This is a genomic window from Hydrogenophaga sp. FW305-3-2-15-A-LB1 (genome assembly GCF_058787875.1).
The window spans coordinates 1-13,189 of sequence record NZ_JBYTAE010000052.1; the positions used below are offsets into that span (position 1 = coordinate 1).

General features: G+C 61.7%; 13 protein-coding genes and 1 pseudogene. 3 read left to right on the top strand and 11 right to left on the bottom strand.

The window, feature by feature from the left end; genetic code table 11:
• The 11 genes and pseudogenes from AC3WPZ_RS16535 to pstA form a co-directional block, all read right to left on the bottom strand.
• Nucleotides 1-1,568 (bottom strand): heavy metal translocating P-type ATPase (locus tag AC3WPZ_RS16535; protein WP_492440596.1); only part of this gene is annotated, 1,568 nt, incomplete at its 3' end.
• A gap of 230 nt (nt 1,569-1,798) precedes the next feature.
• Entirely contained in the window at nt 1,799-2,197 is a 399-nt protein-coding gene (locus AC3WPZ_RS16540) for a hypothetical protein (RefSeq protein ID WP_492440598.1), read from the bottom strand.
• A 327-nt stretch (nt 2,198-2,524) separates the two neighbouring features.
• Nucleotides 2,525-3,679 (bottom strand): annotated as a pseudogene (locus AC3WPZ_RS16545) (MFS transporter); the annotation flags it as partial.
• Between the two features lies 1 nt (nt 3,680).
• Nucleotides 3,681-5,147, bottom strand: coding sequence for an FAD-dependent oxidoreductase (locus tag AC3WPZ_RS16550; RefSeq protein WP_492440600.1), 1,467 nt, complete (start codon nt 5,145-5,147; stop codon nt 3,681-3,683).
• 59 nt (nt 5,148-5,206) lie between these two features.
• A complete protein-coding gene (locus AC3WPZ_RS16555) occupies nt 5,207-5,515 on the bottom strand; it encodes an ArsR/SmtB family transcription factor (protein ID WP_492440602.1) in 309 nt (102 codons plus the stop codon).
• 213 nt (nt 5,516-5,728) lie between these two features.
• On the bottom strand, nt 5,729-6,805 hold the full coding sequence (locus AC3WPZ_RS16560) for an ArsO family NAD(P)H-dependent flavin-containing monooxygenase (protein WP_492440604.1): 1,077 nt from the start codon (nt 6,803-6,805) through the stop codon (nt 5,729-5,731).
• Nucleotides 6,787-6,945, bottom strand: coding sequence for a hypothetical protein (locus AC3WPZ_RS16565; RefSeq protein WP_492440606.1), 159 nt, complete (start codon nt 6,943-6,945; stop codon nt 6,787-6,789). The genes AC3WPZ_RS16560 and AC3WPZ_RS16565 overlap by 19 nt, the downstream gene beginning before the upstream one ends.
• 167 nt (nt 6,946-7,112) lie before the next feature.
• On the bottom strand, nt 7,113-7,847 hold the full coding sequence (gene phoB / locus AC3WPZ_RS16570) for a phosphate regulon transcriptional regulator PhoB (RefSeq protein ID WP_492440608.1): 735 nt from the start codon (nt 7,845-7,847) through the stop codon (nt 7,113-7,115).
• Nucleotides 7,844-8,542, bottom strand: a complete 699-nt coding sequence (gene phoU / locus AC3WPZ_RS16575; protein ID WP_492440610.1) for a phosphate signaling complex protein PhoU — start codon at nt 8,540-8,542, stop codon at nt 7,844-7,846. Before phoU ends, phoB begins: the two co-directional genes overlap by 4 nt.
• 33 nt (nt 8,543-8,575) lie before the next feature.
• Nucleotides 8,576-9,376, bottom strand: a complete 801-nt coding sequence (gene pstB / locus AC3WPZ_RS16580; protein ID WP_492440676.1) for a phosphate ABC transporter ATP-binding protein PstB — start codon at nt 9,374-9,376, stop codon at nt 8,576-8,578.
• Between the two features lie 91 nt (nt 9,377-9,467).
• Complete coding sequence (gene pstA, locus AC3WPZ_RS16585) at nt 9,468-10,382, bottom strand: phosphate ABC transporter permease PstA (protein WP_492440678.1); 915 nt, start codon at nt 10,380-10,382, stop codon at nt 9,468-9,470.
• Between the two features lie 324 nt (nt 10,383-10,706).
• Between pstA and AC3WPZ_RS16590 the strand changes: the two genes are divergently transcribed.
• From AC3WPZ_RS16590 to AC3WPZ_RS16600, 3 genes are read left to right on the top strand one after another with little or no spacing between them, the layout of a single operon-like run.
• Nucleotides 10,707-11,843, top strand: a complete 1,137-nt coding sequence (locus tag AC3WPZ_RS16590; protein WP_492440680.1) for an arsenate reductase (azurin) large subunit — start codon at nt 10,707-10,709, stop codon at nt 11,841-11,843.
• A gap of 48 nt (nt 11,844-11,891) precedes the next feature.
• Nucleotides 11,892-12,206 carry a c-type cytochrome gene (locus AC3WPZ_RS16595; protein ID WP_492440612.1) on the top strand — a complete coding sequence of 105 codons (315 nt, stop codon included), beginning with the start codon at nt 11,892-11,894 and terminating at the stop codon, nt 12,204-12,206.
• A gap of 41 nt (nt 12,207-12,247) precedes the next feature.
• Complete coding sequence (locus AC3WPZ_RS16600; protein ID WP_492440614.1) at nt 12,248-12,895, top strand: nitroreductase family protein; 648 nt, start codon at nt 12,248-12,250, stop codon at nt 12,893-12,895.
• Nucleotides 12,896-13,189 lie beyond the last annotated feature (294 nt).

Here is a 13,189-nt window from a genome sequence, read left to right on the forward strand (position 1 = left end):
GCGGCGGCCACGATGGCGTGGGCCAGCGGGTGTTCGCTGCCCTGGTCCAGGCTGGCGGCGAGGCGCAGCACCTCGTCTTCAGGGAAATTCCCTTGGCCCACGGCGCGTTCGAAGGTCGGCCGGCCTTCGGTCAAGGTGCCGGTCTTGTCGACGATCAGTGTGTCGACCTTGCGCAGGTTCTCGATGGCGGCGGCGTCGCGGAACAAGACCCCGTGGGTGGCGCCGCGCCCGGTCGCCACCATGATGGACATGGGCGTGGCCAGGCCCAGGGCGCAGGGGCACGCGATGATCAGCACGGCCACCGCATTGATGAGGGCATAGACCCAGCTCGGCTCGGGCCCGAACAAGCCCCAGCCGAAGAAGGTGAGCAGCGCCGCGACCACGACACCCATCACGAAGTAGCCCGCCACCTGGTCGGCCATGCGCTGCATGGGCGCGCGCGAACGCTGTGCCATGGCGACCATCTGCACGATTTGCGAGAGCACGGTGTCCGAGCCCACGTGTTCGGAGCGCATCACCAACGCACCGCTGGTGTTGAGCGTGGCGCCGATCAGCTTGTCACCGACCCGCTTGGTCACCGGCAACGGCTCGCCTGTGAGCATCGATTCATCGAGCGCGCTGCTGCCCTCGACCACGGTGCCGTCGGTGGGCACCTTCTCGCCGGGGCGCACACGCAGCAGGTCGCCCACATGCACATGGGCCAGCGGCACGTCTTCTTCCTGGCCGTCGGCCGCGATGCGCCGCGCGGTCTTGGGCACCAGACCCAGCAACGAGCGGATGGCCGCCGAGGTTTGGGACCGCGCCTTGAGTTCCAGCAGTTGACCCAGCAGGGTCAGCGAGATGATCACCGCCGCTGCTTCGAAGTACACCGACACCCGCCCCATCGACACGAAGGAATCGGGGAACACCTGCGGCGCCACCGTGGCCACCACGCTGTACACAAACGCGGAGCCGGTACCCAGACTGATCAGCGTCCACATGTTGGGGCTGCGGTTCACGATCGACTGCGCGCCGCGCACAAAGAACGGCCAACCGGCCCACAGCACGATCGGCACGGTCAGCACCAGCTCGATCCAGCTCTGTGTGGCCATGTCGAACCAGCCCAGGTTGTGGCCGAACATGGCCAGCACGGCGACCACCACCGTGAGGGGCAAGGTCCACCAGAAGCGCCGCTGGAAGTCCACCAGCTCGGGGTTCTCGTCGGCGTCCAGTTCGGGCATGACCGGCTCCAGCGACATGCCGCATTTGGGGCAGTTTCCGGGGTGGTCCTGGCGTATCTCCGGGTGCATGGGACAGGTGTAGACCGTGCCGGGCTTGCCCTGCGGAGCGGGCGTTGGGGCTGCGTGACGCTCCGCCGCGTTTTTAACAAACCGCTCGGGTTCGGCCGCAAACCGGGTTTGGCACTTCGCACTGCAGAAATAGTACGGTCGCCCCGCGTGCTCGAGGTGGTGTGGCGACTTCTCGGTGACGGCCATCCCGCACACCGGATCTTTCAGTCCGGTTGCCGGGTGAGGCGGTTTGGACGCGCCGTGGTGGTCCGCATGGTTGTGTTGTGCTTGTGTGTCCATGTCTTTCCCTTGTTGGAAGTTACGAAACCCCGTGGCCCTGATCACCATCTTCCGCCAAATTGTCGCGAGAGGTATTGCTGTGAGTTGAGGAAAGGATGAGCCGTGACGCCATGGGAAGGTCAAGGTCTGTGAACGGACTTTCTGTCGGTTCGCTAGGCCTAGTGGTAAACCGGGTTCGGTGAGCGTCTAGCCCTTCCTGCGCGATTTTTGGCGGCGCGTTGCAGTCGATCTTACGTAGTAGAGGGTCGGCAGGGATTCATGTAAAAACCGCAGAAACAACCATAAGTCCCTGTCCCCGTTGACTTTTTTGACTCTCGCTTGACTGATCGCCGGGCCACTTCATCCGGGTTATTCACCGCCAACCCAAGAGCAGGTGCCGTCGCATTGAATCGCTCCAACATGCTGGCCACGACCTGCTCTTGCGCCGTGACGGATGACCTGGCCGTCGCCAGCGCCAGTTCCAACTGCTGCTTCACAGTGAGCAATCCATCGACCTTGGCCTGCAACTGCTCGTTCGTGGTGCTGAACTGCTGGACGGCCGCATCCTGCTCCACCAGGCGCCGGCCCAACTCCTCGGTGCGCCTTTGCGCAAACCCCAGCTCATCCTTGAGTGGCCGCAGGCCGCGCATCTCTTACTGGGCTTGGTGCAGATCGCCTTGGGCCCGCGACAAATCGCCCAGCAAACGCGCGTTGTCCTGCAAGGCGTGGACGGCTTCCTGCTGTTTGGTTGCCAAGGTGTCGTTCACGGTGCGCAACTCGGCCAGCAGGTACTGCACCTGCTGCTCGTGCTTGCGCTGGTCTTGATCGCGCTGCTCCTTGGTGGATTGTCGGAAATGCTCCAACGCCTGGCGCGCATGCTGGTGCTTTTCTTCCAGCGATTGACGATGTCGTTCTTCGGCTGCGATGCGCTCCTGCAGGTCAGCCACCTGCTGGGCGAGCTGCGTGCATTCCCCTGGCAAGGCCATGATCGCAAGTAGAGCCAAGATGCCTAGGCCCGCCGACAACCAAAGCGCTCCCGCGCCCCATCGCACCAGCGCCAATCCGAAAAGAAACGGCGCCAAGGCCTGCGCCACGCGCGCTGGCAACATCAACCACCCTTGCCGCGCGCCATATCCCTGGGGCCCGAACAGCACCAACGGTAGCGTGCCTTTGGCGATGGTGAGAATGCCGTTGCCCGCACCATGCAGAACGGCGAAAAGCGGCGCCAGCACTGGCCCGGCAATGAGCAAGCCCACCACGCCCAGCGGATGCCCCAACGCCGCGAGTCGAGCCGACAGCAAGGGGTGCACATGCCGCAGGAATCCGAATTCGAGCAGCCGGCCAGCCACTTGCGCTGGGCCGATCAGCGCGCCCACCCCCACCGCCACGGCCAGACTTGCGCCGCTGGCTTGCAACAGACTGGGAAGATGCGCCGCCATCGCAGTGCTGATGAACCAGGTGGTAGCAAAGACGAAAGCCAGCAAAGCCGTCGTGGTGCGCGCCCGGAAGGCGGACTGCGGCACGGCGTCGATGTCCAGCGGCTTTTTCGGATCGGACGGCGCCACCACGGCCACGCGCGGCAGCGCTGCGTTTAACGGCAACCCGAGCAAAAGGTGAAGACCGGCCCACGCGAAGCAGGCACCCCGCCAGCCGAAGTGGGTCTCAAGCAAGGCTGACAGAGGCCAGCCCACCGTGCTGGCAAACCCCGCAATCAGCGTGATCCCTGTGATGGCGTTGCGAGAGCCGTGCCCGTACAGCCGGACCAAAGCCGAGAAGGCAGCCTCGTAGAGGCCGCTGCCCATGGCCAGACCGATCAGCGCCCAGGCCGCGAAAAGTGACCAGATGCCTTGCGAAGCGCCGAGTGCAAGAAGTCCGAATGCAAAAAGCAAGCTGGTACCCATCAGCACTGGCCGCCCGCCGTGGAGGTCAATGGCACGCCCGGCCCATGGGCCGATCAGTGCCGATACGCCCAGTGCGACCGAGAACGCTGCAAATACCGTAGGCGTGCTCACGCCGAGTTCGCGCGCCATGGGGACTGCCAGCATGGCCGGCAGGTAGTAGGTGGAGGCCCATGCCAGGGTCTGGGCAGTCCCCAGCGCCGCGACGGTACCTACGTTGCTGGCGGCGGCCATCTCAGCCGCAGCAGGTATTGGACGGTGCTGCCCGCGGCCGTTCGACCTCTGGCTGTGTCGTCACTGAAGAAGTCCGTTTCGGACCACACCCGCAGCCCGACTGACCTTGGGCCTTGCTCGACTCATCGAGCGAGCAGCAGGCGGTCGTGTCGACCTTGGCCGGTCCGCCGCAGCAGTTCGCATCGCCAGCGGGGAGATTTTGGTTTGCGAGATTCACCGAGCACACACCTGTCTCGGGCAGCTCAAGCTGCACGTCGTCGGCGGCGCGAAGGTCGCCAGCCAATGCGGCAACGACCGAGCGCGCCTGCTCGTAGCCCGTGGCCAGCAGGAAATTGGGTGCACGGCCGTAACTCTTCGCACCGATGGCATAGAAGCCTGGCTCGGGATGCGCGAGTTCGCGGTGCCCGTGCGGCCGCACAGTGCCGCAGCTGTGCACGTTCGGATCGATCAATGGCGCCAGCGCATCGGTGCTCTCCAGCCACGGGTCCAGGCGCAGGCGCACTTCCCGGGTGATGTCGAGGTCGGGTCGTGCGCCCGTCGAGGCAATGATCTCGTCGATGCCCTCGATGGGAGCTTTGTCCGCATCTACGGCGAACAGACTCAAGCCATCGGGTTGCGCGACGATCTGGCGAATGCCAAAACCAAGGTGAAGTTCGAGCTGTCCTTCTTCGACCATGGCGCGAAGGCGTGTGCCCAGCTGGCCTCGTGCGGGCAATCCGTCGTTTTCGCCACCGCCGAAGAGCTTTCGCAGGTCGGTGCCTCTCACCGCCCAGGCAAGGCGCGTGCCGGGCTGCTGTTCGGCCAGGGTGGCCAGAGCGAGCAGGTTGCCGGCGGCCGAGTGCCCTGCCCCCACCACCAGCACCTTGCGTCCGGCATAGCGGTGACGATCCGTACCCAGCACATCGGGCATGCCATGCGCGATGTGCGCGCGAGCCTCGACCTCGCCTGGTACGGGCAGGCCGTGCATGCCCAGAGGGTTGGGTTGTGACCAGGTCCCCGAAGCATCGATCACTGCCCGTGCGCGCACCTCGCGCAAACCCTTGGCGCTCTGAACTTGCAGCAGGAAATCTGCGTGCTCGCGGCCTGCGGTCTTGGCCTTGTCGAAGCCATCGCGCGAGACAGCTATCACGCGGGTACCGAATTGGATGTGAGGTGCCAAGGCAGACGTGCGAGCCAACGGCGCAAGGTAGTCATCCACGACTTCCCCGGCCGTTGGCAAGTAGTCTTCATTGGGGGCCGACCAGCCGGTTGTTTCCAGCAAGGCACGCGCTGCGCGATCGACGTTGTAGCGCCATGGCGAAAACAGCCGCACGTGGCGGTAGCTGCCAAGGTGGGTCGCGACGCTGGTGCCGACTTCCAGCACCACAACCGGCAGGCCACGCTGCACTAGATGGGCTGCGGCAGCCAAGCCGACCGGCCCGGCACCGATCACGGCTACAGGTGATGGAGAGATGGATTGCACCTTCATGAAGGCTCCTTCGTACTTCGTCGATATACGAATTAATTGGCGAAAAAATGGCACTTCAGTCAGAGTGCCGCAACCAGCCGCTTGAGCACGGCCAATCGATCGGGATTAACGCAGTAGCACGTGCGCTGTTCTTCGGCCGAGCCCAGCACCAAGCCGGCATCCTTGAGCACTTTGACGTGCTGCGATGTGGTGGACGGCGCCAGCTCGACCACGTCCGACAGGTTGCCGAAGTAGCAGGTGCCGTGGTGCGCCAGATGCTGCAGCAGCCGGATGCGCGCCGGGTGCGCCAGTGCCTTGAGCAGCACGGCCAGTTCCTCGGCGTCCAGTTCCTCGTCGGCCTGGAGGGATGCACATCGGGCTGTTGTCATGCTGTTTATTCGTTATTCGTAGAATTGCGAATAATGGTAGAGGCAAGCTGATTGCTCGTCAACTGTCCTTGAGATAGATGACTGGTATGAAAAGGCTTCAGGCGCTCGTGGGGATGGGGGTCCATCACTGCGATGGTCTGGGCTCTATCGTTACAAAGAGGTTGCTGTACCGTGGCTGTGCTGGCTAGCGTCAATGCCCTTCTCTCGGCGACCTCAGGCCGCTGTTGTCCGTGGTGCCTGGTTGTCGAGTGCCATGGTGATTTCCCGAACTGTGCTGCGTGCGCTGCGCATGACGCCGATCAGTGTGGCCGAGGCCATGCCGGTCCAATCCCCGTAACCCACCAGCCACAGCCGGGGCTCTAGCAGGCTTCGCGTGCCATTCAAGGCGACGAGTCGCTGCGCGTCGATCACGCCCAGTGGCCCCAGGTGGTCCAGTGCCGGCCGAAAACCGGTGCACCAGGCCACGGCGTCAAACGTGGACTCGGTGCCGTCGCTCCAGCGCACGCCGTGTTCGACGAAGTGCACGAACGGCTCGTGTGCGACGAGTACGCCTCGTGCCCGCGCCTCTCGTACGGGCGGCACCATCACGATGTCGCCAAAGCCAGCGGGAAGGGCGTCGACGGGACGGCCCTCTTGCATGGCGCGCCAGCGTTCGGTCGGTCGCTGCAACAGCACCCCACCGTCCACCTCGACAGGCAGGAAGCGAGGAGGTTGTTCGGTGACCCAAGTGGCTTGCCCGTGCTGCGACAGTTCGGCCAGAATCTGGGCGCCTGAGTTGCCGCCGCCGACAATCAGGACGCGCTGGCCGGCGAACGCGGACGGATCCACGTAGCGAGATGAATGGATCTGTGTACCGAGGAACCTGTCCCGATCCGCGAAGGGCGGAACGAAGGGGTTGCGCCAGTTTCCGGTGGCGCTGACCACGGCATGCGCCTGCCAGGTCGCCTCGGGCGAATGAACAAGCAGTCCCTGGGTGCTGCTTTCAACCGACTCTACCCAGACAGGCCTACGCACCGGCAGCTCGTAGCGCTGTTCGTAGCGCTGCAAGTAATCGCGCACATGGTCGCGCGTCGGATAGTGGTCGTTGCCGGGCGGCATGGGCCAACCGGCCAGCGAACTCCAGACCGCAGGCGAGAACAACCGCAGCGATTGCCAGGCGTGTCGCCAATCACCGCCCGGACCGACCTCGGCATCGAGGATCATGAAGCTGCGACCAGTGCGGCGCAGGAAATAGCCGACCGACAAGGCGGCCTGTCCTCCACCAATCACGATCACATCGACGCATTGCATGGTTTGATCATCGCACTTGCGTGCGGCGCAAAGTTTGACATGCGCGCCATCGCGAGATGGATCGACTGGCTGATGCTGGGGTCCACGATGCGGCGAATCTCGACGTTTGCCTTGCGAAGATACGCGTGCACGAAGTGCATTTCGGGCCGAGCATCAGTGCTTCGAAGAAACTTGAGAGCTTAAGGTTGGCCTGCAGGGGTCGAACCTGTAGATTTGACGGCACAAGGCCCCGGTGAAAGACCGGAATGCCTATCCTGATTCGAGTCGGTTTCGGCGCAGATTTTTTCGCCATCAAGGGTAGCTGGACCTACCCATCGCTGGCCGACGGGCCTATCTCGGCAGTTCTGCCAATGTTGTAGAGAGCCGTCAATCGGTAGCCAGCCCCGCGCACGGTTTCCACCATGGCTGCTGCCGCGCCCAAACTCTCCCTCAATCGTTTGACGTGGACGTCGACCGTTCTTTCTTCGATGAAGACATGATCGCCCCAGAGACGATCAAGCAAAACTCCCCGTGAGTGCACTCGCTCTGAGTTTTTCATAAAGTAGTGAAGCAACTTGAACTCTGTCGGCCCAACCTTGAGTTCGTTCCCGCGAAACGTTACTCGGTACGTCACCGCATCAAGATGCAATTCACCCACTCGGATTGACTCTGTGACGATGTCGGGTGCGCGCCGCCTCAGCACGGCCTTGATTCGAGCCAACAATTCCTGCGTGGAGAACGGCTTGGTAATGTAGTCGTCGGCTCCTGCGTTCAACCCGAGAACCTTGTCCGGTTCCTCGTTGCGCGCAGTGAGCATGATGATAGGGATGCCCTTGGTCCTCGGGTCTTTTCTCCACATCCGAAGCAATGTCGGTCCGCTACCGATGGGAAGCATCCAGTCCAACAAGATCAGATCTGGCAAGACCGTCTGCACCTCTCGCTGAGCTGCGTCCCCGTCGAATGCAACGGTCGGTACAAAACCGTTGTGACGCAGGTTGACCGCTATCAATTCAGCGATCGATAACTCGTCCTCGACGATCAAAACCCTCGGTTGCCTTCTCATCCGCTCACCGACTCCACGTCATCGAGCGGGATGTGCCGCACATCCTCGCCCTTGACGATGTAGATGATCAATTCCCCTATGTTCTTGGCATGATCCCCGATACGTTCTAGCGCCTTGGCCACGAACAACAGGTCCAGGCTGGGGGAGATGGTGCGTGCATCCTCCATCATGAACGTCACCAGCTTACGCACAAAGCCGTTGAACTCGACATCGATCTTGTCGTCTTCACGCATGATCTGAAGGGCTTCATTCACGTCGAGGCGGGCCAGTGCATCCAATGCACGCCGCAAAATCTGGGACGCAAGTTCTGCAGCCAGACGCAACTCGGCTACTGGCATGCGCCTTGCGGAACCGCTCTCGATGATGGATTGGGCCATCCGCGCAATCTTGGTGGCTTCGTCCCCCGCGCGTTCAAGGTTGGCCGTGGTCTTGGAGATCCCGACCAGGAAACGCATGTCACTGGAAGCGGGTTGGCGGCGCACGAGCATGGTGGAGAGATCACGGTCGATGTCCACCTCCATCTGGTTGACGGTTTTTTCCAGTTGGAAGACGCGCTCTGCGGCGGCCGTATCGGAATGGGTCAAAGCCAGAATGGCCGTGGCTATCTGGCTCTCCACCACACCACCGAGTTCAAGTACCCGGCTGGAAATTGAGTTGAGCTCGGAATCGAACTGGCTTGAAATGTGTTTTTCCATGGCGGGTCCTGGTTGCCTTCAACGCTGTTGGCTTCAGCCGAAACGGCCGGTAATGTAGTCCTCGGTTTCCTGCCGGGACGGTTTGGTGAAAATCTGATCGGTGGGGGCGTACTCGATCAGCTCACCCAAGTACATGTAGGCCGTGTAGTCGGATACACGAGCCGCCTGCTGCATGTTGTGGGTCACGATCACAATAGTGAACTTGGACTTGAGCTCGTGCAACAACTCCTCCACCTTCGCCGTGGAGATCGGGTCCAGCGCCGAGCAGGGTTCGTCCAGCAGCAGCACATCGGGCTCCAGGGCGATGGCCCGAGCAATAACCAGGCGCTGCTGCTGCCCACCCGAGAGACTCAATCCGTTAGTGTCCAGTCGATCCTTCACTTCGCCCCAGAGCGCTGCGCCCTTAAGCGACGTTTCCACCGCATCGTCCAGCTGTGCCTTGTCACGCACACCCAGCAGGCGAAGGCCATAGGCCACGTTTTCATAGATGGACTTGGGGAATGGATTTGGCTTCTGGAACACCATGCCAATGCGCCGGCGAAGCTGGGCTACGTTGACGTTTTTCTCGTAGATGTTGCGCCCTTCATGGATGATCTCGCCCTGGATGCGGCAACTGTCCACGAGGTCATTCATGCGGTTGAAACAACGCAGCAGTGTCGACTTGCCGCAACCACTGGGGCCGATATAGGCGACGACCTTGCTCTTTGGAATGCCCATCGAGACATTCTTGAGAGCCTGGGCGGAACCGTAAAAAAGATTGAGGTTCTTCACCTCGAGGCTCATCTCCTGGTCTGACAGCGGTGCGGCCTGCGCAAAGGCGTGGCTGACCGGCATGGGGACGGTGGGGCGGGCGACTTCAGTGGTGGAGTTCATGGTGGTCATGTGCGTGCGGTGTGAGGGTTTCTTGATCGGCGGTCGGGCAAGCTCAAACCGACTCGAGGCCGCGGAACTTTTCGCGCAGGCGGTTGCGCAGGCGGATGGCGAAGATATTGAGCACCATGATCACGATCACCAACAACAAGGCAGTGGCGTACACCAACGGCCGTGCGGCTTCCACGTTGGGACTCTGGAACCCGACGTCGTAGATGTGAAATCCCAGGTGCATGAACTTGCGCTCCAGATGCAGGAAGGGGAAGTAGCTGTCCAGGGGCAAGGTCGGGGCAAGCTTCACGACACCCACCAGCATCAAAGGCGCCACCTCACCCGCGGCGCGGGCGACGGCGAGAATCAAGCCCGTCATCATCGCGGGACTGGCCATCGGAAGCACCGTCCGCCACAGCGTTTCGGCCTTGGTGGCACCCAGTGCCAGGCTGCCTTCACGCAGCGAACGGGGCACCCGAGAAAGCCCTTCTTCGGTGGATACGATCACCACCGGCAAGGGGATGGCCAGGGTCAGTGATGCCCAAAGAATGCCTGGACTGCCGAACGTCGGTGCTGGCAGCGCTTCTGCGAAGAACAGCTGATCGATGTTGCCCCCAAGGAAATAGACGAAGAAGCCAAGACCAAACACGCCGTAGACGATGGAAGGGACGCCCGCAAGGTTGTTCACGGAAATGCGGATGATGCGGATCAACGGCCCCTGCTTGGCGTACTCGCGCATGTAGATGGCCGCCATGATCCCGAACGGCGTCACGATCACGGACATCAGGAGCACCATCAACACCGTTCCGAAAATCGCCGGAAAGATGCCGCCTTCCGTGTTGGCTTCCCGGGGGTCGTCCTTCAGAAACTCGGCCAGCTTCTTGAAGTAGTGGCCAATCTTTGCCAGAAAACTCATGTCGTTGGGGCGGTACACATCCGCGATCAAGGCCAGCTTGACCTCTTTTAGCTGCCCGTCCATCACCTCGCCCACCACGGTGTCGCGGCCAATCTCCGTGCGGAGGACCTGGAGTTTTTCCTGCAGGCCTGCAAACTCGGTGTTGAGAGATGAGCGCCTTTGTGCCAGATCCGCCTTGAGCACTTCGGTGAGTCGCCCACCCAACTGCGCGCGCCGCTCTTCCAGTCGCAACTGCTCAATGCGGTAGTTCACGTGACCAATGTCGTTCTTTTCAATGATGTAAATTTGGTTGAAAAGATCGTTGGCACGGTCAAACCGTTTCTGCAGTTCGGGCCAGGCGGCCTCTCCTTCGGCCACCACCTGATCGCCTTCTTTCACCGCTTTGAGGTGGCCGTAAAAGTTGCCCCACTCCCGGCGCTCGATGACGAGCAGGTCTTTGGGATAAGAGCGCTCGCTGAGCAACGGTTCAGGGAACCAGCGGAAGTCAACGCCAGTCACGTCGCGGTTGCCCATCTTGAGCAAGGCACGCGAGACAAAAAGGTCTACGACGCCTGCAAGAACAAGGGTGGCATGTTCATCGCGGCGATGAACCTCTACCCGACCATGATCGCGGAAGAGGCGCACCTGTTGCTGCCTGCTGCGCACCCGGGGGAGATGAACCTCACCTCGATGAACGGCGAACGCCGCCTGCGCCTGTCCGAGAAGTTCATGGATGCGCCCGGTTCTGCGAAGCCGGACTGCCTGATTGCCGCCGACATCGCCAACGCACTCAAGGCGCTCTACCTGAAGGACAACAAACCCGACATGGCCAAGCGCTTCGACGGCTTCGACTGGAAGACCGAAGAAGATGCGTTCAACGATGGCTTCCGTCGCGCAGGCCGGCCTGGCGTCGGACCGATTGACAGCCAGGGCGGTGACACCGGTTACATGGCCACCTACGCGCTGCTGCGCAAGGCCGGCAACAACGGGGTGCAGTTGCCGATCCAGCGCGTGGAGGGCGAGAAGCTCATCGGCACCGAGATTCACTACGCCGACGGCAAGTTCGACACCAAGGACGGGCGCGCCGAGTTCAAGCCCGCGCCCTGGAACGGTCTGCCCAAACCGGTGGCCGATCAGAAGGCGAAACATAAATACTGGATCAACGGAGGCCGCGCCAACGAGGTTTGGCAGACCGCGTACCACGACCAGTACAACGCTTTCGTGCGTGACCGCATTCCGATGGCCTTCATCGAGATGAACATGGACGACGCGAGGCAACTGGGCATTGCGGCGGGCGACGTGATCGAGGTCTACAACGACTACGGAAGCACCTATGCGATGGCTTATCCGATCAAGTCTGCCAAGACTGGCCACACCTTCATGCTCTTTGGCTACATCAAGGGCGTGCACGGCAACGTCGTGACCAGCTGGGTCGACCGCAACGTCATCCCTTACTACAAGGGCACCTGGGGAAGCATCCGCCGCGTGGGCACTGTTGAGGACTACAAGGCCACGATTTCGTTCAAGGACCGCCACTTCGCTTGAAGATTCCGGGTGGCCCGAGCGCCACCCGCCCCTTTCACTGGAGAACCCATGTTTCGTAAGTTTCTGACGCTCGCCGCGCTGGTGGGCAGTTTCGCGCCCGTCGCAGCTCAGGCCAATCTGGCATTGGCTCAAAAGAACGCTTGCATGGCGTGCCATGCCGTCGACAAAAAGATCGTTGGTCCCTCGTATCAGGAGGTCGCCAACAAATACAAAGGCCAGAAGGACGCGGCTGCTGTGCTGACCGCGAGCATCAAGAATGGCGGTGCCGGCAAGTGGGGGCCTATGGCGATGCCACCGCAAGCGACGCTCAGTGACGCGGATGCCAAAGCCCTGGCCACCTGGATTCTGTCCACCGCAAAGTAGGTACAACGATGCGGCCCACGCCGCTATTCCGGGAGATACCCATGGACACGTCACTGCAGCGGGCAGAGGAATCCTTGTCACGGATCGCCTTTCGCGAGCCGCTTCCAAATGTTGAGTTGCCAGACGGATCTGCGCAGGCGTTGATCACCACGCGCCAGAACGTCTCACCCAAGCGGCTTGTTGAGCCAGGGCCGTCAGACCTTCAGCTCGAACAGTTATTTCGCGCGGCCGCAGCCGCACCTGACCACGGCCTCTTGCGAGCATGGCGCTTCGTGATCGTTCCGACGGAACGGCGCGCGGATCTGGCCGAAGTGTTCGCCCTGGCCCTGGTGGATCGCGATCCTGGCGCCACGCTGGAACAGATCGAGTCCGCGCGCGAAAAGGCCTATAGAGCGCCCCTGCTGATGCTGGTGGTGGCCCAACTTGGTGTTGTCGACGCCAATATCCCCATGCTGGAGCGCATGATCTCGGTGGGCTGCGCGGTGCAGAACGTGCTGTTGATGGCGCACAGCCAGTCGCTGGGCAGCAGCCTCACCAGCGGCCAAGCCATGCAGTCACCTCGGATGAGGCGACTGTTCGACCTGCGCGACGGCGAGGAGCCGGTGTGTTTCCTGAATGTCGGGACGGTGGTCAAGCGCAAGGCGCAACGCTGCCACCCAGAGCCGCGCGACTTCGTGACGTTTTTTTGAGAAAGGATCACTGCTCATGTGGCTTTCTTCAGATGGCCCAAACGATTCTGGCAAAGCGGTGATTGCACCTGGGTTGATGAGGACATTGTCATTTTTACGTAGCCGGATGACAGTTAGCCGCACTTAGGGACTGTCCAGAAGCGACGCAACTGCACTGGGTTCATTGGCTACCATACGCTGTACAGCGTATGAAGCGTTTTGAGCACATGTCGTGGTGTTTGCTTCTGCAGAGGAGTGCGTTGTCCGGACTAACCGATGGCACACACCAGTTCGCGTGCACGGGCAATAACGCTT